General features: G+C 68.6%; 23 protein-coding genes. 11 read left to right on the top strand and 12 right to left on the bottom strand.

Features of this window, described 5'->3' with window-relative positions:
• The first annotated feature begins 99 nt into the window (after positions 1-99).
• Positions 100-693: a TetR/AcrR family transcriptional regulator gene (locus CFB34_RS00985; protein ID WP_089443229.1), complete on the top strand. Its 594-nt coding sequence runs from the start codon at positions 100-102 to the stop codon at positions 691-693.
• 40 nt (positions 694-733) lie between these two features.
• Here the strand turns inward: CFB34_RS00985 and CFB34_RS00980 are convergent, their stop codons facing one another.
• A complete protein-coding gene (locus tag CFB34_RS00980) occupies positions 734-1201 on the bottom strand; it encodes a MarR family transcriptional regulator (protein WP_089443228.1) in 468 nt (155 codons plus the stop codon).
• An 81-nt stretch (positions 1202-1282) separates the two neighbouring features.
• Here CFB34_RS00980 and CFB34_RS00975 point away from each other — a divergent pair, with 81 nt between their 5' ends.
• The gene (locus CFB34_RS00975; RefSeq protein ID WP_089443227.1) at positions 1283-1651 is read left to right on the top strand and encodes a hypothetical protein; all 369 of its coding nucleotides are present in this window, start codon (positions 1283-1285) and stop codon (positions 1649-1651) included.
• Between the two features lie 88 nt (positions 1652-1739).
• The gene (locus CFB34_RS00970) at positions 1740-2357 is read left to right on the top strand and encodes a glutathione S-transferase family protein (RefSeq protein ID WP_089443226.1); all 618 of its coding nucleotides are present in this window, start codon (positions 1740-1742) and stop codon (positions 2355-2357) included.
• Positions 2358-2485: 128 nt separating this feature from the next.
• Here CFB34_RS00970 and CFB34_RS00965 read toward each other — a convergent pair whose 3' ends face one another.
• The 5 genes from CFB34_RS00965 to CFB34_RS00945 all read right to left on the bottom strand — a co-directional run bounded on the left by CFB34_RS00965 (position 2486) and on the right by CFB34_RS00945 (position 7559).
• Complete coding sequence (locus CFB34_RS00965) at positions 2486-3208, bottom strand: HAD-IA family hydrolase (protein ID WP_089443225.1); 723 nt, start codon at positions 3206-3208, stop codon at positions 2486-2488.
• Positions 3209-3230: 22 nt separating this feature from the next.
• A complete protein-coding gene (locus CFB34_RS00960) occupies positions 3231-4202 on the bottom strand; it encodes an ornithine cyclodeaminase family protein (protein WP_089443224.1) in 972 nt (323 codons plus the stop codon).
• Between the two features lie 109 nt (positions 4203-4311).
• On the bottom strand, positions 4312-5442 hold the full coding sequence (locus CFB34_RS00955; protein ID WP_089443223.1) for a DSD1 family PLP-dependent enzyme: 1131 nt from the start codon (positions 5440-5442) through the stop codon (positions 4312-4314).
• A 128-nt stretch (positions 5443-5570) separates the two neighbouring features.
• Positions 5571-6497, bottom strand: a complete 927-nt coding sequence (locus tag CFB34_RS00950; protein WP_089443222.1) for a LysR substrate-binding domain-containing protein — start codon at positions 6495-6497, stop codon at positions 5571-5573.
• A gap of 147 nt (positions 6498-6644) precedes the next feature.
• Positions 6645-7559 (bottom strand): NAD(P)/FAD-dependent oxidoreductase, encoded by a 915-nt coding sequence (locus CFB34_RS00945; protein WP_089443221.1) that lies wholly within the window; start codon positions 7557-7559, stop codon positions 6645-6647.
• Positions 7560-7721: 162 nt separating this feature from the next.
• On the opposite strand from CFB34_RS00945, the gene CFB34_RS00940 reads away from it, so the two are divergent.
• The 6 genes from CFB34_RS00940 to CFB34_RS00915 all read left to right on the top strand — a co-directional run bounded on the left by CFB34_RS00940 (position 7722) and on the right by CFB34_RS00915 (position 14652).
• Complete coding sequence (locus CFB34_RS00940; RefSeq protein ID WP_089443220.1) at positions 7722-8162, top strand: Rrf2 family transcriptional regulator; 441 nt, start codon at positions 7722-7724, stop codon at positions 8160-8162.
• A gap of 252 nt (positions 8163-8414) precedes the next feature.
• On the top strand, positions 8415-9002 hold the full coding sequence (locus CFB34_RS00935) for a DUF2760 domain-containing protein (RefSeq protein WP_089443219.1): 588 nt from the start codon (positions 8415-8417) through the stop codon (positions 9000-9002).
• Positions 8999-10840 carry an Hsp70 family protein gene (locus CFB34_RS00930; protein ID WP_089443218.1) on the top strand — a complete coding sequence of 614 codons (1842 nt, stop codon included), beginning with the start codon at positions 8999-9001 and terminating at the stop codon, positions 10838-10840. The genes CFB34_RS00935 and CFB34_RS00930 overlap by 4 nt, the downstream gene beginning before the upstream one ends.
• A 5-nt stretch (positions 10841-10845) precedes the next feature.
• Complete coding sequence (locus CFB34_RS00925) at positions 10846-13590, top strand: Hsp70 family protein (RefSeq protein WP_089443217.1); 2745 nt, start codon at positions 10846-10848, stop codon at positions 13588-13590.
• Between the two features lie 253 nt (positions 13591-13843).
• Positions 13844-14149 (top strand): DUF1778 domain-containing protein, encoded by a 306-nt coding sequence (locus CFB34_RS00920; protein WP_089443216.1) that lies wholly within the window; start codon positions 13844-13846, stop codon positions 14147-14149.
• A complete protein-coding gene (locus tag CFB34_RS00915) occupies positions 14146-14652 on the top strand; it encodes a GNAT family N-acetyltransferase (protein WP_071333118.1) in 507 nt (168 codons plus the stop codon). The genes CFB34_RS00920 and CFB34_RS00915 overlap by 4 nt, the downstream gene beginning before the upstream one ends.
• Before the next feature lie 250 nt (positions 14653-14902).
• Here CFB34_RS00915 and CFB34_RS00910 read toward each other — a convergent pair whose 3' ends face one another.
• Positions 14903-15916 (bottom strand): arginine deiminase-related protein, encoded by a 1014-nt coding sequence (locus tag CFB34_RS00910; RefSeq protein ID WP_089443215.1) that lies wholly within the window; start codon positions 15914-15916, stop codon positions 14903-14905.
• A gap of 59 nt (positions 15917-15975) precedes the next feature.
• Positions 15976-17055: an ornithine cyclodeaminase gene (locus CFB34_RS00905; protein WP_089443214.1), complete on the bottom strand. Its 1080-nt coding sequence runs from the start codon at positions 17053-17055 to the stop codon at positions 15976-15978.
• Between the two features lie 346 nt (positions 17056-17401).
• Here CFB34_RS00905 and CFB34_RS00900 point away from each other — a divergent pair, with 346 nt between their 5' ends.
• Together CFB34_RS00900 and CFB34_RS00895 are read left to right on the top strand one after the other, a co-directional pair.
• Positions 17402-17833 carry an Lrp/AsnC family transcriptional regulator gene (locus CFB34_RS00900; RefSeq protein WP_039354504.1) on the top strand — a complete coding sequence of 144 codons (432 nt, stop codon included), beginning with the start codon at positions 17402-17404 and terminating at the stop codon, positions 17831-17833.
• Positions 17834-18282: 449 nt separating this feature from the next.
• Positions 18283-18921 carry an isoprenylcysteine carboxylmethyltransferase family protein gene (locus CFB34_RS00895; RefSeq protein WP_242808531.1) on the top strand — a complete coding sequence of 213 codons (639 nt, stop codon included), beginning with the start codon at positions 18283-18285 and terminating at the stop codon, positions 18919-18921.
• 107 nt (positions 18922-19028) lie between these two features.
• On the opposite strand, the gene CFB34_RS00890 is transcribed toward CFB34_RS00895, so the two are convergent.
• The 4 genes from CFB34_RS00890 to CFB34_RS00875 are packed head-to-tail and all read right to left on the bottom strand — an operon-like array spanning position 19029 to position 22638.
• Positions 19029-19622, bottom strand: coding sequence for a peroxidase-related enzyme (locus tag CFB34_RS00890; protein WP_089443212.1), 594 nt, complete (start codon positions 19620-19622; stop codon positions 19029-19031).
• Positions 19619-20149, bottom strand: a complete 531-nt coding sequence (locus CFB34_RS00885) for a hypothetical protein (RefSeq protein ID WP_089443211.1) — start codon at positions 20147-20149, stop codon at positions 19619-19621. Before CFB34_RS00885 ends, CFB34_RS00890 begins: the two co-directional genes overlap by 4 nt.
• Positions 20150-20194: 45 nt before the next feature.
• Positions 20195-21625: an NAD(P)/FAD-dependent oxidoreductase gene (locus CFB34_RS00880; protein ID WP_089443210.1), complete on the bottom strand. Its 1431-nt coding sequence runs from the start codon at positions 21623-21625 to the stop codon at positions 20195-20197.
• Positions 21622-22638, bottom strand: coding sequence for a LysR family transcriptional regulator (locus CFB34_RS00875; RefSeq protein ID WP_089443209.1), 1017 nt, complete (start codon positions 22636-22638; stop codon positions 21622-21624). Before CFB34_RS00875 ends, CFB34_RS00880 begins: the two co-directional genes overlap by 4 nt.
• Between the last annotated feature and the right edge of the window lie 128 nt (positions 22639-22766).

Genomic DNA, 22766 nt, shown 5'->3' with positions numbered 1-22766 from the left:
CGGTCTGTTTTATAGTACAGACCTGTAGCGTCGTCAAGCACGCGGTGCTATGATCGGTTCACTGTTGCGGGAGTGGGCGGCCAGCCAGGCCGGGTCGGGATGAAAAAGGAAACAGGCACACCAGGGAGCGCGCCCGATACGCGCGAACGCATTCTGCAGACGGCGAGCGAGCTGTTCTACCGGGAGGGTACGCGCGCGGTCGGCGTGGACCTGATCGTCGCGCAGGCGGGCGTCGCGAAGACGAGCCTCTATCGTCACTTCGCGACGAAGGACGACCTGATCGAAGCGTTCCTGCTGCGCGAGGACGCCGATTTCTGGGCGCATTGGGATGCGGTGGCCGCGCAGTACCGGCGCACGCCGCGCGAGGAACTGGATGCGCAGCTGCAATGGATCGGCGAGCGCATCGCGCGCCCCGGCTATCGCGGCTGTCCGCAGATCAACATCGCCGCCGAATACGCGGACGGCAACCATCCGGCCCGCAAGGTGGCCGTCGCGCACAAGCAGGAATTGCGGCGCCGGCTGGCCGAGCTGGCGGAGGCGATCGGTGTCGACGAGCCGGAAACCTTCGCGCTGCGGCTCGCGACCGTGATCGACGGCGCGCTGAGCAGCGGGCAGGCGCTGCATGCGCATGGGCCCGTGGCCTTCCTGCAGGAATTCGCGCAACTGCTGTTGCCGAAGAAGGGCCGCAAGTAAGCCGCGTGGCCGCGGCGATCCGCGCGCCGGTTCGGTCAGTTCAATCGCGCGCGGCCGGATCGACCGACAGCGCGCGCAACTGGCCGCGCAACTGATCGACTTCCCCCGGCGCGAACGGCCGCTCGATCTCGGCATGCGTCTGCTGCCACAGCGGAAACGCCGCGGCCAGCAGGTCGTGGCCGGCCGGCGTCAGTTCGAGCAGGCGGCTGCGCCGGTCGTCCGGATCCTGGATGATCGTGACCAGGCCGCGCCGCTCGAGCGGCTTGAGCGCGGCCGTGAGCGTGGTGCGGTCCATCGCGAGCAGCGACGCGACCGATTTCATCGACGCCGGCTGCGGCCGGTTCAGCGACATCAGCAGCGAAAACTGGCCGTTGGTGAGATCCAGCGGGCGCAGCACATCGTCGAAGATCCGCGCAAGATTGCGCGCCGCGCGCTGCATGTGCAGGCACAGGCAGCAATCGCGCACCATCAGCGTCGTTTCGAAAGGGAGCGGTTCTTTTCGTGCCATGTTGCAATTGTGTTGATATCAACCTATCGTGTCAAGGTCGAGGCGCGGCAGCCCGTCGCGTCCGTCACCGAAGGGGACAGCATGAGTGCGCAACAGCAGTTGTATCTCGCGGTATTGCTCGGGACCAAGGATAGTCCGGCGATGAAGGCGTGGATGGCGCTGCCGGACGAGGCGCGACGCACGCGCGAGCGTGACGGCATCGCCGCATGGCATGCGTGGGTCGACCGGCATCGCGACGCGATCGTCGAGATGGGCGGCCCGCTGGGCAAGACGAAAACCATCGATGCCGCCGGCGTCACGGACACGGCGAACGCGATGAGCGGCTTCACCGTCGTACGGGCGGCCTCGCATGAAGCCGCGGCCGCGCTGTTCGAAGGTCATCCGCATTTCACGCTGTTCCCGGGCGTGGCGATCGACGTGATGCCGATACTGCCGATTCCCGGCGCGTGAACGACGCGCGAGGCCCGGCGCCGTGTATCGGCGATGCGCCGTGGCCGGCAGGGGGACGTTTTCCCGACATTCTGGATGGAGACTGGCGATGAAGCTTTACGGATTTGCCGGCACCCGCTCGCAACGCGCGCTGTGGGGGCTGAAGGAGCTGGATGCCGATTTCGAGTTCATCTCGGTGAACCTGCTCCGGGGCGAGCACAAGCGGCCCGAATTCCTGCGCCTCAATCCGGCCGGCAAGGTGCCCGTGCTGGTGGACGGCGACCTCGTGATTCCCGAATCGGCCGCGATCGTGCTGTATCTCGCGGACAAGTACCCGGAGAAGGCGCTGCTGCCGGTCGATCCGGCGCTGCGGGCCGAGGCTTACCGGTGGGTCATGTTCGCGGTGACGGAGCTCGAGCAGCCACTGTGGCGGATCACGCGGCACTCGTTCATCTATCCGCCGGAGAAGCGTTCGCCGGCCGATATCGAGCTGGCGCGCGAGGATTTCAGGACGATGGCGGCGATCCTCGACAAGCATCTCGAAGGGCGCGAATTCATCGTCGGCGACACGCTGACGGTGGCCGATTGCGTGACGGCTTACCTGATCGACTGGGCCGGCGAGTGCAACCTGATCGAATCGTTTCCGCAGTTGAGGGCGTATCTCGAACGGCTGTATGCGCGGCCGAAGGCACCGCAGCGGATCGCGGACGCGCGCAAGGCGGCGTGAACGGGCAGCGGCCGGTCATGCGTTGGATCGGCATGGTCGACCGCTACGTTGGTGCGTTCGGCGAGCGCCGGTCTTGCCGCGTTTCAGGAGGGGGAAGCGTGCGTCGCGAACGCGGCGCACGCAGGTGCTCACACCACGTCGTCAGGCCCACCCAGCATGCGACACAGCATCGACAGGTCGCTGAGCGTGACGTGCGGCGTCGCGGCCTGCTGCTGCACGCGCTCCGCTTCCCGGTGCGTATCGCGCACCACCCACGCCGCCTGAAGCCCCGCATTCAATGCGCCGACGATATCGAGGTGGTAATCGTCGCCGACATGCAGCAGTTCCGCCGACCGCACATCGAGTGCTTCCGCTGCCGCATGGAAGATCCCGGGCTCCGGCTTCGCGACGCCGAACGCCTGCGCGCTGAGCGTCGCACGAAAGAATTCGCCGCCGCCGGTCAGCTGGAGATCCGCGTTGCCGTTGGTCACCGCGATCAACGGAAACCGCGCACTCAACCACGCAAGCGCCGGCAACGCGTCCTCATAGAATTCGACCCGGTTGCGTGCGGCATAGAAGGCCGCGTACGCACGGTCGGTGAGCGCGACATCTTCGTTCGCGCGCTCCAGCGCAAGCCGGATCGAGCCGATTCTCATCGCGCGGAAGTCGCCGGCGAGGTCGGGGCACAATCGTTCGTATTCCTCACGCAAGTCGCTGAGCGCCTGCTGCGTGGGCAGCACGCGTTCGGTACCGGGCGCGTGCTCGATCAGCCACGTGCGAAGCTCCCCTTCGGCCCGTACGACGGACGGCCCGAACGGCCACAGGGTGTCGTCCAGGTCGAACGAGAGCGCGGAAACTTGGGTGAGACGCATGGAGGTTGACGGGGCGTTTTGTTTACCAGGGCCACGGAATGGCGATTCCGGTGCCGTTTTCGAGGGCCTGCCGATACAGGAAGCGTGCGACGGTCAGGTCCTGCAGCGCGAGCCCGGTCATGTCGAAGACGGTGATCTCGTGCGGCGCGCGGTCGACCGTCGCGGTTCCCGCGAGGATGTCACCGATTTCCGTGCGTGGCAAATCCGGCGCCCACTGGCACTCGCCGATGCTGCGCGCCTGGTCGTGATCGTCCACGACAATCCGCGCGCGTTCCAGCACGCCAGCCGGCAACTCGCGCTTGCCGGCGGTGTCGGCGCCCACGCAGGTCAGGTGGGTGCCCGGCTGCACCGCATCCGCATCGAACAGCGGGCCGCCGCCGGGCGTTGCCGTGATCACCACGTCGCTGTTGGCCACCGCGTCGTTCAGGTCGCGCGCCACGCCGATCGTGCATCGTTCGCGGAAGGCCGATTCGAACACCGGGTCGGGCTCGCCGCTGGCGCTCACGTACTGCACGGTGCACCGTTGCGGCAGCAGCCCGAGTGCATAGTCGAGCTGGACGCGCGCCTGCACGCCGGTGCCGAACACGCAGATTCGCGTGCTGTCGCGTCGCGCGAGCAGTTGCAAACCGAGGCCGCCGGCGGCGCCGGTTCGCGCGGTGGTGATCGCATTGCCGTCCATGATGCATAGCGGTCGGCCGGTGGCCGGGTCGAACAGCGCGACGGTGGCCTGATGCGGTTCGCCGCCGAGCCCGCGGTTGCCGGGCCAGAATCCGGCCGCCTTGAAACCGAGCAGGTCCTGATTCGCGACGTCGCCGGACTTGATGCCGAACACGCCGCCGGTGTGCAGCTTCTCGCGCACCACCGGGAACACGCGCCCGGCACGCTGACTGTGCAGCACGAAGGCTTCGCGAACGGCCGCCGTCACTTGCGCGGCCTGAAGGGCGGGCGCGACGGTGTCGCGGTCGAGAAGCAGGAGTCGGGCGTCGGTCGGCATGTTCGGGCAAGCGCTCTCGGCGCCAGGCAAATCGGGTTGGTTTAAAGTTTGTCCAGATTTGGACAAATAGTCAATTCGTCGAAGGGGCGTCGCGGGTGCGCGGTTGTGCTCACCACCCGTAGAAGCGTGGCCACGTCTGCGCGCCGCCTGTAGCGCCGATCGCCTGATACTCGGGATGTTGCGCCCCGGTGGCGCACGCGTGATTCGGCAGGATGCGCAGGCGGGTGCCGATCGGAAACCGTTGCGCGATGCCAGCGTCGGGCGTGCCTGCCCGCGACACGATTCCGTGCTCCTGGTTGGCGGCGCTCATCACGTAGTCGCCGAGCACGTCGCCTTGTTCGGTGCAAACCTGCCCGTAGCCGAAGTCGTGCGCCTGACGCTGCGTGCCGCGGTCGCGGCTCATCGCCATCCAGCCGGCGTCGACGATCGCCCAGCCTTTTTCTTCCTGGTGCCCGATGACGGTGGTCAGCACCGACAGCGCGATGTCGGACAGGTCGCACACGCCGATGTTGTGCATCACGAGGTCGAACATCACGTACACGCCGGCGCGCACTTCGGTGACGCCTTCGAGATGTTCCGCCGCGAGGGCGGTGGGGGTCGAGCCGATGCTCACGACCGGGCAAGGCAGCCCGGCAGCCCGAAGGCGCTCCGCGGCTTGCACGGTGCGGCTGCGTTCCTGCTCGGCGATCGCCGCCAGTGCGTCGGGCGTGTTGTATTCGTAGCTGGAGCCCGCGTGCGCGAGCACCCCGCCGAGCACCATCCCGCCGTCGACCAGCGCGCGGCCCACGTCGATCAGCAGGTCGGCGTCGGGCGGAATCCCGGAGCGGTGGCCGTCGACGTCGACCTCGATCCACACGTCGAAGCGCTCGTCGTGTGCCCGCCCGAATTCGGCGATCGCGTGCGCGGCCGGCAGGCTGTCGGCGACGAGCTTCAGGTCGCAACCCTGCCGGCGCAGCGCGAGCGCCTGGCCCAGTTTCGCGGGCACCATGCCGACGGCGTAGACGATGTCCCGGATCCCGTGCGCGAAAAACTGTTCGGCTTCCTTGAGTGTCGACACCGTGATGCCCTGCGCGCCGGCCGCGATCTGGGCATCGACGACCTGTGTGCATTTGGTGGTCTTGACGTGCGGCCGGAACCTGACGCCGAGTGCGTCCAGATGGGCCTGCATGCGGCCGATGTTGTGTTGCATGCGGCCGACGTCGATCAGGGCGGCCGGGGTGTTGAGGGTTTGAAGGTCCACGATGCGTTGCCTCGGAGGGTTGCCGATGTGGACACTGTAGGGCTGTCGATGAGTCTCGGGTTTAACGCGCTGCTAATCTGCCATTAAAGACTGTTTAATCGAAAAGACCGCGTGGACCGTGGCGCCGCTCACGCGTTGCCGCGCCACGGCGGCGGGCTGAGAAACCGTGTCGCGGCTTCGAGGAACACCCGTTGCCGCGCGGAACGGCCGGTGCGCGACGGCAGCAGCGCCGTCACGGGGGCGGGCGGCAGGTGCCAGTCCGGCAGCAACCGCACGAGCTTGCCGTTCGCCAGCAGCGGCGCGACGTCCCACTCGGAGCGCTCGACGATCCCGAGCCCCGCCAGCGCCCACTCCGTGATGACGGTGCCGTCGTTCGACGACAGCGCGCCGCTGACGCGGATCACGGCGGACCGGCGCGGTTCGCCCTTGACGTCGCCGCCTTGCGAGAAGCGCCAGCGCGGGATGTCCTCGTCGTTCTCGCGCAGGCACAGGCAGTCGTAGCGGGCCAGGTCGGACGGATGGTTCAATTCCTTGATGCGGCGCGCATAGGCGGGGCTCGCGCACAGAAAGCGGTCATTCGGCGCGAGCGGATACCCGATCCACGACGACGACTTGAGGCTGCCGACGTGAACGACCACGTCGGCGCCCGGCGCGCTGGTCAACGGGCTCTCCGACAGGTGAAGCGCGATGTCGAGCTTCGGATGCGCGCGCTGCACGTCGCGCACGATCCGCGCGACGTACTTGCGGCCGAAGCCGAGCGGGGCGACGACGCGCAGCGTGCCGCGCACGTCGCCGTGGTCGCCCGAGATGCTGACCGGCAGCGCCTCCACGCGCTCGAGGATGTCGACGGCTTCCTGGTACAGACGCTGCCCTTCGTCGGTCAACGCGATCCCTTTCGGCTGCCGCACGGCGAGCCGGGCGTTCAGTCGCGCTTCCATCCGCTGCAGGCGAATCGTGACCGCGGGCGGCGTGAGATCGAGCAGCCGCGCCGCCGCGGCCAGCGAGCGCGACGTGCCGATCGCGCGGACGAGTCGAAGGTCGTCGAGGTCGAGCATTTCGTGTCTCTTAATGCTGGGTGTGCCGAGCATTAAACCGCACATCGCGACGCGAATCCATCGATGCGGCGGTGGATCGCGTCGGTCGCGCATCGAATCGGATTGCCCGGCCGCTTCGAATCACACGGCCCGCGACGCCACGCACCGTTACCGGCCGAGCCCGACAATCAGCGACCGGTGCGCGGCGACCCCGGCCATCACGCCCGACGCCGATGCGAACGTTGCGTTGGTCATCGGCGTCGACGCGTCGCCGGCCGCGAACACGCCGGCGACGCTCGTCTGCTTCATTGCATCGACGCGCACGACCGGGCCGAGCGGCCCGTCGTCGAATGCACAGCCGAGCTGCTGCGCGAGATCGCTCGCCATCGCCGTGCGTGCGCCGACGAACAGCGCATCGATCGGCGCGACCTGCCCGTCGGCGAGCCGCAACGCATCGATTCGCGGCGCATCGCCGAGGATTTCCACGACCGGCGACCGTTCGATGCGCACGCCGCGCGCATCGAGCAACGCGGCTTCTTCTTCGTTCGCCTCGACTACACCCTGCGTGAACCACGTCGTCGGGCCCCAGTCCGGAATCAGGATCGCCTGATGCACCGACAGCGGATGCGTGGCGAGCACGCCGAGCCGCTGGCCGCTCACCTCGTATCCATGGCAGTACGGACAATGCAGCACGCTCATCCCCCAGCGTTCCGCAAGCCCCGGCAGCGCGGGCAGTTCGTCGCGGATACCGGTCGCGAGGATCAACCGGTCGGCGCTCGCACGGCTGCCGTCGGCGAGCGTCACGTGGAAGCGGCCGTCCGCATCGCGCTCGGCCTTGAGCACGTCGCCTGCGATCCGCTGCACGGTGGGGTACGCGGCGAGCTGCGCGGCGGCTTCCTCGACGATGTGCGCGGGCGGCTTGCCGTCCTGCCCGAAAAAACCGTGCGCGTGCGCGGCAAAGCGGTTGCGCGGTCGGCCGGCATCGATCACGAGCACGCGGCGGCGCGCCCGCGCAAGCTGCATCGCGGCCGACAGCCCCGCAAAGCTGCCGCCGATCACGATCACTTCATGATGGTCCTGCATGCACCGACTCCTTTCCTGAACCTGCGTGAATGACGGACGTGCTCCGACGGTGGTCGACTCAAACGCAATTCAACCCAACTCACGAAACACGAGAAGTTGCATGATAGGGCGATGGTATCATTCACGCAACTTCAAAAGTTTCGAGAGAGGGGAGCGCCGCTCGTGAGAACCGATAGCCGCTTGTCGCGGATGCTGCATGCGCTGATCCACATGGATCAGGCCGACGGCCCGATGACGTCCGAAGCGATCGCGACGATGCTGGGCACCAACCCGGTCGTCGTGCGGCGCCTGCTCGGCGGCTTGCGCGACTGCGGCTACGTGCAGTCGGGGAAGGGGCATGGCGGTGGCTGGGTGCTGAGCGTTGCGCTCGACGACATCACGCTGCTCGACGTCTATCGCGCGGTGGGCGAGCCGCCGCTGTTCTCCGATCTGGTGACCGACGACGAGGCCGAATGCCTGGTCGAGCAGGCCGTCAACGCGCACCTGTCGGCCACGCTGAAGGAGGCCGAGACGACGCTGCTCGCCCGCTTCGGCGAAGTCACGCTCGGCATGCTGTCGCGCGATTTCGAGGCGAAACACGCGAAGCGGCGCAAGCCGCGCTGACGCGCCGCAGCATCGCGGCCGGGCGTCGCCCCAGGTCCGCGCCGACGTGGCCGAAAACGCTGCACCGCGATGTTCTGTCCCCCAACTTCTGCCCGGTTCGCCCGCCACAGGGCAAAATACGGGTTTTCCGCACCCGCGAGGGCGCGACCGAATCACGCGCCGGGCGGCGGCGGTGCGCCATCCGCACGCCGTCGCCGGGCGCCCAGGCAAGAAACGCTCGCCATGTCGCGAGCCCACAGGAGTCCAGACCCCATGCCCGAATCCAACCTGTCCTTCTTCGGCCGGCTATCGCTGGCCGTCGGCACGTTTTTCTCCGTGCTCGGCAACCGCGAGTTCGCGGCCGGCGTGCTGCGCGTGCGCGATGGCGCCCCGGCACCGGTCGCGCCGGCCCCCGCCCCGGCCCCGGCCCCGGCGCCTGCCGCCGCGCCCGTGAAGGCGCCGGCGCCCGAACTGCGCGAAGCGAGCCCGCAGGCTGCGCTGCAACTGCTCGGCCTGCTGCAGCGCGATGCGCGCTTCATCGACTTCGTCGAGGAAGACATCGCCGGCTACGCGGACGCCGACATCGGCGCGGCCGCGCGCCTCGTGCACGACGGCTGCCGTGCCGCGCTGCGCGAACACTTCACGATCGTGCCGGTGCGCGACGAAGCCGAAGGCAGCCGCGTGACGCTGCCGGCCGGCTTCGACGCGACGGCCGTGCGCGTGACCGGCAACGTGGTCGGCGCCGCGCCGTTCACGGGCACCGTCAGCCATCGCGGCTGGCGGGTCGCCGACGTGCGCCTGCCGAAGCTGACGGGCAGCCATGACGCGTCGGTCATCGCTCCGGCGGAGGTGGAACTGTGAGCGATCCGCGCTATTCGATCGGTATCGATCTCGGGACGACCCATTGCGCGCTGTCGTACGTCGACAGCGCCGCGAGCGACGGCGAAACCATCACGCAGCAGGTGCTGCCGATCGCGCAGCTCACCGCGCCCGGCGCGCTGGAGTCGCGCGACCTGCTGCCGTCGTTCCTCTACCTGCCGCATGAAAGCGAACTCACGCAGGGCGACCTGACGCTGCCGTGGACGGCCTCGCGCGGCTTCGCGGTCGGCGAGATGGCCCGCACGCGCGGCGCCGGCACGCCGATCCGCCTCGTGTCGAGCGCGAAGAGCTGGCTGTGCCACCCGGGCGTCGATCGCCGCGCGGCGATCCTGCCGAGCGATGCGCCGCCGGAAGTGGCGCGCGTGTCGCCGCTCGAAAGCTCGATCCGCTACCTGACGCACCTGCGCGAAGCATGGGACCACGCGCATCCCGACGCGCCGTTCGCCGACCAGGACGTGACGGTCACGATCCCCGCGTCGTTCGACCCGGCCGCGCGCGAGCTGACGGCCGAGGCCGCCCGCGCTGCCGGCTACTCGCGGATGACGCTGCTCGAGGAGCCGCAGGCCGCGCTGTACAGCTGGATCCAGAAGAGCCAGGGCGGCTGGCGCAAGCAGGTGCAGGTCGGCGACCTGATCCTGTGCGTCGACGTCGGCGGCGGCACGACCGACCTGTCGCTGATCGCGGTGGTCGAGCGCGACGGCAATCTCGAACTGCATCGCGTGGCGGTCGGCGAGCACATCCTGCTCGGCGGCGACAACATGGACCTCGCGCTCGCGCATGTCGTCGCGCGCAAGCTCGCGCAGCAGGGCACGCAGGCCGATCCGTGGCAACTGCGCGCGCTCACGTACGCATGCCGTTCCGCGAAGGAAACGCTGCTGTCCGACCCGACGACCGACGCGGTGCCGCTCGTCGTGCCGAGCCGCGGCTCGAAGCTGATCGGCGGCTCGATCCGCACGGAGCTGACGCGCGCGGAACTCACGCAGACGATCCTCGAAGGCTTCTTCCCGCAAGTCGACGCGGCCGCGCGCCCGGTGAGCCGCGCCCGTGTCGGCTTGACGCAGCTCGGGCTGCCGTATGCGCAGGACGCGGGCATCACGCGCCATCTCGCGGCGTTCCTCGGCCGCCAGGTCGCGGCGCTCGATTCGCTCGAAGGCGTGCAGCGCACGCTGCCGCAGGGCGCGACGTTCCTGCATCCGACCGCCGTGCTGTTCAACGGCGGCGTGTTCAAGTCGACGCTGCTCACGCAGCGCGTGCTCGATACGCTCAACAGCTGGCTCGCCGCCGAAGGTGCGCCGCCCGCGCGCCTGCTCGAAGGCGCGGATCTCGATCTCGCGGTCGCGCGCGGCGCCGCTTACTACGGCTACGTGAAGCGCGGCCGTGGCGTGCGCATTCGCGGCGGCACGGCGCGTGCGTACTACGTCGCGATCGAATCGGCGATGCCGGCCGTGCCGGGGCTCGAACCGCCGGTGCAGGCGCTGTGCGTCGCGCCGTTCGGGATGGAGGAAGGCTCGGACGCGGCGCTACCGCCGCAGGAGTTCGGCCTCGTCGTCGGCGAACCGGTGCAGTTCCGCTTCTTCGGTTCGTCGGTGCGCCGCCAGGACCAGGTCGGCACGCTGCTCGACTACTGGTCGCCGGAGGAGCTGCAGGAGCTGGAAGAAATCCAGGCGACGCTGCCCGCCGAAGGCCGCACCGTCGGCGAAGTCGTGCCCGTGAAGCTGCATGCGCGCGTGACCGAAGCCGGCACGCTCGAACTCGAGGCGATCCCGAGCGGTACGGACGAGCGCTGGAAGGTCGAGTTCGACGTGCGCGGCGCCGCCTGAGCGCGATGAAGCGCTATACGGTCGGGATCGACCTCGGCACGAGCAATACGGTCGTCGCGTACGTCGAGGCCGGTTCCGACGCGATCCGCGTGTTCGACGTCGAGCAGCTGGTCGGCCCCGGCGCGGTGGCCGCGCAGCCGCTGCTGCCGTCGGTGCGCTATCACCCGGCGGCGGGCGAGCTGCCGCCGGACACGCTGCGGCTGCCGTGGGCGGCCCAGAAGAAAGCGAGCGCGGCCGGTGCGACGCCGGCCGTAATCGGCCGCTACGCGCGCACGCTCGGCGCGCAGGTACCGGGCCGGCTCGTAACGAGCGCGAAGAGCTGGCTGTCGCACGCGTCGGTCGACCGGCTCGCGGCGATCCTGCCGTGGGGCGCGGCCGACGGCGTCGACAAGGTGTCGCCGGTCGATGCGAGCGCGAGCTATCTCGCGCATGTGCGTGACGCGTGGGACGCCCGCTTTCCCGATGCACCGCTCGCGAAGCAGGACGTGATCCTGACGGTGCCCGCATCGTTCGACGATGGCGCGCGTGCGCTGACGGTCGAGGCCGCGCGACGTGCGAAGCTGCCCGCGCTGCGGCTGCTGGAAGAGCCGCAGGCCGCGTTCTACGACTGGCTGTACGGGCAGCGCGACACGCTGCGCGAGTCGTTTGCCGCTGCGCGCCGCGTGCTGATCTGCGACGTCGGTGGCGGCACGACCGACTTGACGCTCGTCGATGTCGCGCCGGGCGGCGACGGCGAGCCGACGTTCACGCGTGTCGGCGTCGGCAACCATCTGATGCTCGGCGGCGACAACATGGACCTCGCGCTCGCGCGCCTGGTCGAGTCGCGGCTGACCGAGCCCGGCACGCGGCTGTCCGCCGCGAGCCTGTCGCAGCTCGTCGAGCGTTGCCGTGCCGCGAAGGAGCGGCTGCTCGGCGACGATGCCCCCGAGTCCGTCAACGTCACGCTGCTCGGCGCGGGCAGCAAGCTCGTCGGTGGCGCGCGTTCGGCCGAGCTGACGCGGCAGGAAGTCGAGCAGATCGTCGTCGACGGTTTCTTTCCGCAGGTCGAAGCCGGCGAACTGCCGCGCCGTGCGCGTGCCGCGATCGTCGAATTCGGGCTGCCGTATGCGAGCGACGCGGCCGTCACGCGGCACGTCGCCGCGTTCCTGAGCCGTCATGCGGAAGGCCCGCTGCCCGACACGCTGCTGCTCAACGGCGGCGTGTTCCGCGCGGGCGCGCTCGCCGGCCGTCTCGCGCAGACGCTCGGCGCGTGGCGCGGTGCGCCGCTCGACGTGCTGCACAACGCGCATCCGGACGTCGCGGTCGCGCGCGGCGCGGTGGCCTACGGGCTCGCGCGCGCCGGGCATGCGCCGCGCATCGGTGGCGGTTCCGCGCGCAGCTATTTCCTCGTGCTCGACGATGGCGTCGAAGGCGCGGCCGCGCGTGGCGTGTGCCTGCTGCCGCGCGGCACAGAGGAGGGCCACGAGATCCGGCTCGACGATCGCACGTTCGCGCTGCAACTCGGGCAGCCGGTGCGTTTCCACCTCGTATCCACGGTGGCCGACACCGCGTATCGGCCCGGCGATCTCGTCGATCTCGACGGCGGCGATTTCGTGCGGCTGCCGCCGATCGCGACGGTCGTCGACGCGAAAGCGGGCGGTGATGCGCGCGAAACCCCGGTGAAGCTCACCGCGTCGCTGACGGAAGTCGGCACGCTCGAAATGCACTGCATCGCGACCGACGATGCGTCGCGCCGCTGGCGGCTCGAATTCCAGTTGCGCGGCGATGCGCCCGCGCAGGGCGACGACGCTGCGCTCGCGCGCCATCCGCGGCTCGACCAGGCGCTCGAACTGATCGAGCGCTCGTTCGGCAGCAAGGCCGCCGGTGTCACGCCGAAAGACACGCGCCGGCTGCGCGCGCAGCTCGAGCAGGTGCTCGGTGCGCGCGAAGAGTGGGACGTCGCGCTCGCGCGTGAATTGTTCGACGCGTTGCTTGCACGCGCGCGGCGCCGCCGGCGCTCGGCCGATCACGAACGTGCGTGGCTGAACCTGGCCGGCTATTGCCTGCGTCCGGGCTTCGGGCATCCGCTCGATGCATGGCGCATCGAGCAGCTGTGGCCGTTGTTCGACGACGGGATTCAGTATGTGACCGACGCTCAGGTGTGGTCCGAGTGGTGGACGTTGTGGCGGCGCGTGGCCGGCGGCCTCGACGACGACGCGCAGACGCAGGTGCGCGACGCGATCGCGTTCCTCGAACCGACCGACGACAAGCGGCGCAAGCTGCCGTTCGATCCAGGCAAGGTCGGGCCGGCCGACATGACGCGGTTGTCCGCGTCGCTTGAACGACTTCCCGTCGAACGCAAGGTCGAGCTGGCCGAGCGGTTGATCGCGCAATTGCAGAAGCCGGCCGAGCGCACGCTGTGCGCGTGGGCACTCGGACGCATTGGTGCGCGCCGGCCGTTCTACGGCAGCGCGCACAGCGTCGTGCCGGCGGAAGTCGCCACCGGCTGGCTCGATGCGCTGTTCGCGCTCGACTGGAAACAGGTCGAGCCGGCGGCGTTCGCGGCCGCGCAGATCGCGCGGATGACCGGAGACCGTTCGCGCGATTTGCCGGACGACACACGCCAGGCCGTGATCAAGCGCCTGTCGGCCGCGAATGCATCGACGGCGTGGATCGACATGGTGCGCGAGGCGATCGCGTTCGACGAAGCCGACACGGTGCGCGTGTTCGGCGAAACGCTGCCGGCGGGGTTGAAGTTGCTGGCGGGGTGAGCGCGTACTGCCCCGCGTTTAGGCACCGTTCGGAGCGGGTAGTGGAGATACAAGCAACTTCGTTGGGCGGATCCGACCGCCTAGCCGCTAGCCGACTATGCGCCTGAACAGGGCGCGATAGTCGCAGACGGATTCTGTTCCCGCCTTGTATGCCTCCGGCCGGTGTTCTGGACCTTGATAGTCGGTGGAATTGTACTGACAATGTCAGTACAATATGGGTATCCAAGCACTGTTGTTGACCGGAGGCTCCTCCATGTCCGCTACCCATAGCCCCCCGACCAAGCGCGACACCCTGAACTTGCGCGTGCAGCCTGACGAACGCGACCTGATCGATCGCGCGGCCGCCGCACGCGGGCAGAACCGCACCGACTTCATCCTGTCCGCCGCCCGCGCGGCCGCTGAGGAAACCCTGCTCGAGGCGACGCTGGTGCGCGCCAGTCCCGACGCGTATGCCGCGTTCGTCGCGCGGCTCGACGCGCCACCGGCGCCGAATCCCCAGTTGCGGCGCACGATGCGGACGCCCGCGCCGTGGGACGGCTCGGCCGACCCCGTCGCATGACGCTGCGCGCGCCCACCCCGATTACGCTCGAACATGCGCAGGCGGGCGCCCTGGACGCCTTCGATTCGGGTGAGCCGAACCTGGACGATTGGCTCAAGCGGAGAGCCCTGCGTAACCACGTGAGCGGCGCGTCACGTACCTTCGTGGTGTGTGATGACCAGCGCGTCGTTGCCTACTACGCGCTAGCGTCGGGTGCGGTGGATGTCGCGGCCGCACCCGGACGGTTTCGCCGCAACATGCCGGACCCCGTACCGGTCGTCGTGTTGGCCAGGCTCGCGGTAGACCGGGCCTGGCAGGGCCGCGGACTGGGCCGCGGGCTGCTGCGTGACGCCGGGCTACGGGTCATGCAGGCGGCCGACACCATCGGGATTCGCGGGCTGCTCGCACATGCACTGTCGGCCGACGCGCAGCGCTTCTATCTGCAGGTCGGATTCGAGCCGTCGCCGCTTGACCCTATGACAGTCATGATCACACTGACCGATTTGCGCGCGTCGTTGACGTGAGCGCGCATCGAACATGTCCCGACCGACCATGGCATTGCGTACTAGCGTGCTCCGGCTGATCGACATGACGCCTGCCGAGGACGGAGCCTGATATGCCCACCTGCTCTACCAACTGACCGCGACGGCCGCCCAGACTTGCGTGTCGGTACCCGTGGCAGCGCCATTTGCTGCGCTCGGTGGCAGCCGTACCGAAACTGCTCCGCGCTGGCGTATCAAACAACGAACGTTGCGGGCTTTTCGCCTCTCGATGTCAGGCCTGCGGTTCCCGCCCACGCTGCGGTTTGGCCAATTCGATTGCAGGCACGTCCGGTGCGTTCTGAATGGCCGCCCGCCGCGCCAGATGAATCCCCGCCAGCATGCAGCGCACCGAGCCACCGGCCAGTTCGATCGTCGGCACGTCGAGCGGCAGCAGCCGTGCCGAACGCTCGATCGTCGCGCGCTGCACCGGCGTGAGGCAGTCGTACGCGCGCCGCGACAGCGCGAGCACACGCCCTTCCTTGCCCGACAATTCCAGCGTATTGCCCGCGAAATTCGCGATCTGCGAGGCATCGAGCGCGATCACCGTGCGGCCCGTTTCGGCCAGCCGTTGCGCGATCTCGTCACGGCGACGGCGGTCGGGAATGAGTTCGAGGCCGACCATCGCGAACTCGGTCGCGACGCTCATCATCACGTTCGTGTGATAGATCGGCTTTCCGTTCGCATCGGCCGTATCGAAGCAGATCGGCTCGAAATTGAAGTTCGTGCAGAAGCGCTCGAGCGCGACCGGATCGGCGCGGCGCGAACGCGCGGTGTACGCGATCCGCGCGACGTGGTCGAGCACCATCGCGCCGGTGCCTTCGAGGAACACGTCGTCGTATTCGAGGCCCGAGTAGTCGATCACGTCCTGCACGCGGTACTCGGCCTTCAGCATCTCGATCACGTCCGCGCGCCGCTCACGGCGCCGGTTCGCGCTGAACATCGGATAGAGCGCGACGTGGCCGCCCGGATGCGTCGAGAACCAGTTGTTCGGGAACACGGAGTCGGGCGTGTCGTGCTCGCCGTGGTCGTCGAACACGTGCACGCGCACGCCCGCATCGGCGAGCGTCCGCGCGGCGGCCGTGACTTCGTCGCGCGCGGCGGCCGATACCGACGATGCGTCTGGTGTGCCACCGCCGGTCGCCGCGCGCTGGAACGCGTTGTCGGCCGCGGTCTGCGGGTTCGGCAGGAAGCGGTGCGGCCGGATCATCACGACGGCGGCCGGTGCCTGGATCGATACGAGATTCATGGAAGGCAGGAACGAAAGGCAACGGGCCGGGCGGCGCACGGGGCGCCCGGGGATGACGGTCAGCGCGCGAATGCGGCGACGGCTTCGGTCACGTACGCCGCGTGACCCTGCGCGATCGCGGCCGGGTCGTCGATCAGCGCGAACAGGTTCTTCGGGTCGACGGCCGGCGGAATCAGCGCGATCTCGACGCCCGCGTTGTGCTGCTGCGCGAGCGCATACAGGTAGCGCAGCGCCGAGTAATCCTCGAGCGCGAAGCCGACCGAGTCGAACACCGTGACTTCATCCGCGCGTTCGCGGCCGGTCGTCTCGCCCTGCAGCACGCGCCACAGCTCGGTGACGGGGAAGTCGGCCGGCATCTGCTGGATCTCGCCCTCGATGCGCGACTGCGGCTCGAATTCGACGAACACGCGGCCCGCCTGCAGCACACCGGCCTCGAGTTCGGTCTTGCCCGGGCAATCGCCGCCCACGGCGTTCAGGTGCATGCCGGGTTCGATCATATCGGCCGTGACGATCGTCGCGTAGGCCTTGTCGGCGGTGACGGTCGTCACGATGTCGGCGCCGCGCACGGCGTCGGCGGTCGACGCGGCGCGCACCACGCGCAGCGCCGGGTAGGCGGCGAGGTTCTGCACGAGCTTGTCGGTCGCGTGCGGATCGACGTCGAACACGCGGATTTCGTCGATGCCGAGCAGCGTGTGGAACGCGATCGCCTGGAATTCGCTCTGCGCGCCGTTGCCGATCAGCGCCATCGTGCGTGAATCGGGGCGGGCGAGGGCTTGCGCGGCGAGCACCGACGTCGCCGCCGTGCGCAGCGCGGTGGTCAGCGTGAGTTCGGCGAGCAGCAGCGGGTAGCCGGTATCGACTTCGGCGAGCGCGCCGAACGCCATCACCGTGTGCATCCCGCGCGCGGCGTTGACGGGGTGGCCGTTCACGTACTTGAACGCGAACAGCGACGCGTTCGCGACGGGCATCAGTTCGATCACGCCGTCGCGCGAGTGGCACGCGACGCGCGGCGACTTGTCGAAGTCGGCCCAGTGCAGGTAATCGGCGCGCAGCGTGTCGACGAGCTCGCGGAGGAACGTCGTGACGCCGGTCTGGGCGATCAGTCGGGCGGTGGCGGGAACGTCGAGGAAGCGGGTCATGCGTTTGTCTCCTGTCGACCCGAGTTAGCGCTTTAGCGCTTACTCGGGTCCCATGCTTTGCAAATGCTCAGTGCCGGTACGGGTGTCCCTGGCGTTCTGGTCGACCGCGCGGTGCTTCGGCGCGCGTCCCGGCTTGCTGGAAGCGGCGCTGCGGCACATCTCGCCGGTCGATAGCGTCATTATTTCGGCGAGTCGAGCCAACAAAAAGACGGCAAAAGTGGCAGATTTATCGATAGACTTTGCAAATTGCTGGCCAGATATGGCAGTTTGACCAAGTTGCACTGGTCGATAGGCGAAGGCTCCGGCACGCTGGCGGCCGGTTCACGTTCAACAGGAAGGCTCGTTCATGATCACGCTCGACGACGTCGACCGGCAGCTCATCGCGCTGCTGCGCGACAACGCGCGACTGCCCGTCGTCGCGCTGGCGAAGGAATTGCGCGTCGCGCGCGCAACCGTGCAGAACCGGCTGACGCGGCTGGAGAAGCACGGCGTGATCGTCGGCTATACGGTGCGGCTCAAGCCTGCGGCCGAACGGCACCGGATCCGCGCGCTGATGTCGATCGCCGTGCAGGGCAATCGCGGCGCGGAAGTGGTGAAGGTGCTGCGCGGGCATCCGAACGTCGCGTCGATCCACAGCACCAACGGGCGCTGGGATCTCGTCGCCGAACTCCATGCCGATTCGCTCGAGCACTTCGATCGCGTGCTCGGCGCGATCCGGCTGATCGACGGGATCGCGAATACCGAGACGAGTATTTTGCTGTCGACGCACAAGGCGTGACGCGGGCGCGGGGCGAGCTGGCTGCGTTGCCGCCAAAGCGCCCGGCCGCGGCTGGATCGGCCACGTAGCGGTGGCGAATCAGGGCGGTCGGGGCGACATGTGCCGCGACGCGCCGTTGTCCGATTTCGATTTCAATCACGACATCGCGAGCTGAAAGCGGGCCGGTTTCACCCGGCGTAACAGCCAATCGTTTGCGCACGACGGAGATGATCCTGTCCGCGCGGCGCGCTGTCCGGCTTCGGCATCCAGGTTTGACCCATGGCTCGGGAAATACGCTAATTAATGTCAGAAAGTCAAAACTTTGCCACTCGGTAGTCGATCGGGCGTGCTAGTCTGAAACGGTAATGCGAGGTAATGCAAAAGTCCTTAATAAATTACAAATCAATAACATGGCACAAGCGATACGGGATGCAAGGGGACGAGGAACGTGCGCGCCAGGTACGCCGGCAGTGCACGCGACGGCCAGCGACGAATCGGAGCGGATCAATCTGATCGAGCTCGGCGCTCGCGTGTGTTCGGTGACGGTGCTGGGCCTGTTTGCCTATGCGATCTATCTGCAGTGGCGAGTGAACCCGGGCCGGATCACGCTGATCCTGCTGCTGGTTTCCGCCGTACTGACCGTCGGATTCTCGGCTTTTGCAAAATTGCCGAGACGACGCGACTGGCATCCCGTCTCGGTGTGCTCTGCGATCGGCGGTTCGTTCTATTGCCTCGCCTATCAACTGACCGCCAGTACCCACCTGATTCCGGAGTGGGCCGGGGGCGGCTTTCAAATTATCGGGATTGTGTGGCAATTGTTCGCCAAGCTGTCGCTGGGGCGCTCGTTCGGTCTGCTGCCGGCCAACCGCGGGGTCGTGTCGTCCGGTGCGTACCGCTTCGTGCGTCATCCGATCTATGCCGGTTACCTGCTGTCTGAAATCGGTTTCCTGCTCAGCAATTTCAGTACCCGAAACCTGGTCACGATCGGCGCCTGGATGCTGTTGCAGATCGGGAGAATCGTGCTGGAGGAACGTGTGCTGTCGGAAGACGAAGCTTATCGTGCGTACAAGTCGCAGGTTCGATATCGACTGATTCCGGGCGTGTTCTGACGGGCATGCCGAAAGCGCGCCATGCCCGACCCTAGGCGACGCGCCTGAGCGTGAGACCCGGCGCAGCCTTGCCCGCCGGTTCACGTCAGGTCAGCGCCCCGGAAGGGTCAGGCGCCGGCCGCCGATTCCGCAAACACCGGCTCGCCCAGCGTCAGCATCAACCGGTTCGCCCACGCGAAGATCGCGACCGCGTGCGACAGGTCGAGAATCTCCTCATGCGTCAACCCTTCGGCTTCCAGCGCGGCGATATCGCCCGCGTCGACCGTGTCGGGCCGCTCCGTCAGCGCGATCGCATAGCGAATGATCGCGCGTTCGCGCGCCGTCGTGCCGGCCGTCGCCGGATCGTCGAACACCTGCTCGATCGCGTCGGTGCGCTTTGCGAGCTGGGTAAAGCGCTGCGCATGCACGGACGCGCAGTACACGCAGCCGTTCACGCGCGACACGGCCGTGCTCGCCAGTTCGCGCTCCGCGCGCGACAGTCCGCCGGGGCCGTACATGATCGCGTTGAATACGCCCGAGCGTTGCCGCAGGATCTCGGGAAGATGGACGAGCAGCAGGTAATAGTCGGACGTCTTCGCTTGCGGGTGGCTTGCTTCGAGCACGGCCAGCTGGTCGGGCGTCGCGGCATCGAGCGAAACGGTGTCGAGCCACGCACGCCAGCCGAGCGTGTCGGACGTGAAGCCGTGAGTGGTCGTCGTCATGCGGCCTCCGTTGCAGCACGTGCCTGAAGCGCTTGCGCGGCCACCGCGACGCGCAACTGATACGCGACGAACGCCACGAGCTGCGACAGCGCGACGATCGCGGGCGTCGTGAGCCCGGCCGACTTCAGCGCGTCGAGATCGGACGGCCGTGCATCGACCGGCGAGTGCGTCAGCAGGCGTGCATGCGACAGGATCGCGCCGAGGCGGCGGGGCAAGGTGTCGAACGCCTCGGCGTCTGCGCGGGCGATATCGTCGAGCGTGCCGCCTGCGTCGAGCAGTCGTGCGCGATAGGTGTCGGCCAGCACGCGAGCGTTCGATTTTTCAGCAACATACCGCGCCGCGTGCAGTCGTTCGATCAACGAAAGATCGGGCAACGCGGGATCGAACAGCGCCGCTTCGCTCAGCCGCGTATGGCGCAGCACCTTGTCGCGTGCGCGACGCAGCGCGGCGACGGCGTCGCCATCGCGCAGGCCGGCCACCGCGTCGATCGTGTCCGGCGCATCGGCCGGCGTGATGGATTCAGTCATCGTTTCGGGTTTCCTTCGTCGTCAATGTGATCGATGGACGCGCGCTCATGCGTCGGCGTCGTGCCATTCGTCGCCCTGCAGTTCGGCGTTCGCGTACGCGACGAGCGCGTCGTAGTGGCGATCGCGGTCCGCGTCGAACAGCCGGCTCGCAATGCCGTGCGCGAGCCGCCTGGCGCCCGCGCTGATGGCCGGGATATCGCCGGACAGCTTGCCGTGGCTCAGGCTCGCCGCATGGTTGAAGCAGTGAATTCGCGTGATGGCCGCGCAAGCGCCGGGCTCGCGCTCCTGGAACGCGAACGCGGGGCCGAGATCGGGCGACTCGGCGAGCTCGTCGATCCACGTGCCCGGCTCCGGTCGATAGCGGTCCTTCCAGCGCCGCACCTGCGCGCCGAACGACGCGAATTCCGCGCGCGTCGTCCAGTCCGAATGAAAGCCGGTCGCGAAGATCAGGAAGTCGACCGTGTAGCGGCCGCGCGGCGTCGTCACGTCGAGTCCGTCCGCGTGTTCCGCGAGCGTCTCGATCGGGCTGCCCGCATGAAAGTGCGCCTGTGCGTGACGCGACACGCGCAGCACGCTGTCGCGCGGCGGCGGCGTCTGCGACGTCAGCGCGTAGTGCATGAAGCGCCACTTCGTCGCGTCGTCGAGATCGGCGTAGCCGTGCACGAGCCCCGGGCTGCCGATGCCCGTCAGCTTGTTGATGCGCGGGATGTCCGTGCGGCGGAAGAACAGGTCGACGCGTGCGGCGCCGGCTTCGAGCGCGGTGCCCGCATTGTCGAATGCGGATGCGCCGGCGCCGACCACACCGATGCGCTTGCCCGCGAGCGCCGCGAAATCGATCGGCTCGGACGAATGGGCCCAGCGCGTGCGCGGCGCGCGTTGCGCGACGGGCGGTACGTACGGGCCGCCGAGCCCGTCGCGGCCGGTGGCGAGCACCACGTGCCGGGCGAGCAGCGTCTGCGCTTCGCCGTTGCCGCGCACGTCGAGTGCGAGCAGGCCGTCGTCGCGCGGGCGCAGCGCGACGAGCGTGGTGTCGTTGCGCACCTGCAGGTCGAGCACGCGCCGGTACCAGCGCAGGTAGTCCATCCATTGCGTGCGCGGAATCTTGTAGAGCGCGTCCCACGCGTCGCGGCCGTATTGCGCTTCGAACCACGCGCGGAACGTCAGCGCGGGCAGGCCGAGCGCGGGCCCCGCGAGCTGCTTCGGCGAGCGCAGCGTGTCCATCCGCGCGAACGTGACCCACGGGCCTTCGTAGCCGGCCGGCGCGCGGTCGATCACGCACTGGTTGTCGATGCCGAGCAGGCGCAGTTCGGCGGATGCCGCGAGCCCGGCCATGCCGCCGCCGACGATCGCGACGTCGAGCACGCGTGTGCCGTCGGCCTCGCGCGGCGGCACCCACGACGGCGCGGGCAGGTCGAGCCAGCGCAGGTCTTGCGCGAGCCGGGCTTCGAGTGCGTGCAATTGATCGGTCGTCGTCATGCCGCCTCCGGGCGGGTCCGGCGTGCACGCGTCGTGCGGGTTGCCGCACGCGGCGCACGCTCGGCGCGCAGCCGGTCGCCGCGCAGCAATTCGTCGTGCGCGGCGGCGTCGTGGAAGATCACGTCGTCGAGCAGCGCGCGCGTCGTACGGTGCAGCGCGTCGAGCAGTGCATCGACCGCTGACGTGCGTGCCTTGCCGGCGGGCGTCGCGACGCCGAACGCGAACGGGATGTCGACGTCGAGCGGGCGCGCGACGACGCCCTCCACCGGCAGTGCCACGCCCGTGGCCGGATCGACGATGCCGATCCCGATGCCTGCACGCGCGGCCATGACCGCATTCAGCGACGCATTGGTTTCGATGAACACGCGCGCATCGACCCGCGCGGCCGCGAATGCCGCATCGATCCGCTGGCGCAGCCGGTGGCGGTTCGCGACCGTCACGATGCGGCGGCGCGCGAGGTCGCGCAGCGCGATGCGCGGCTGCGCCGCGAGCGGGTCGCCGGCGGGCAGCACGGCCACGCACGGCGTCTGCGCGATCCAGTGCACGTCGAGCCCCGCGTGCGCCATCGGCAGCGTGACGACGCCGACATCGGCCGTGCCGGCCAGCACCTCGTGCACGACATGCTCGGCCGATTCGCTGCGCAACTGGTAGTGGGGCGCCTGCGCATCGTCGGGCAGCGCGGCGAGCGCGGCCGGCACGAGCGTGGCCGCGAGCGAAGGGGTTGCCGCGATGCGCACGGGCTCGGCGCTTTCATCGCCGAGCGCCCGGGCGCGCGCCTCGATCGCACGCAGGCCGACCAGCGAGCGTTCGACTTCCTCGTAGAGCAGGAATGCGCGCCGCGTCGGCGTGACGCGCGGGCCGTGCCGGTCGAACAGCGCGTAGCCGAGATCGGCTTCGAGCTCCTGGATCTGCCGCGTGACGGCCGGCTGCGAACGGCCGAGCAGTTCGCCCGCGCCGGTCACGCTGCCGGCCGACATGACCGCGGAAAAGGCTTCGAGTTGATGCAGCTCCATGACACCTTCCGATGATGCGATTTGCGCATTGTAGAAGTGTGAGCATGCACGATTCATATAATGATTTTTGCTATCGACAGCGCGAAAACTGCGAAGCGCCCGATCGTTGCGATAGACGATTGCGCGTG

This window comes from Burkholderia sp. HI4860 (assembly GCF_002223045.2).
GTDB lineage: Bacteria > Pseudomonadota > Gammaproteobacteria > Burkholderiales > Burkholderiaceae > Burkholderia.
This window is presented reverse-complemented; position numbering and strand designations above follow the sequence as displayed.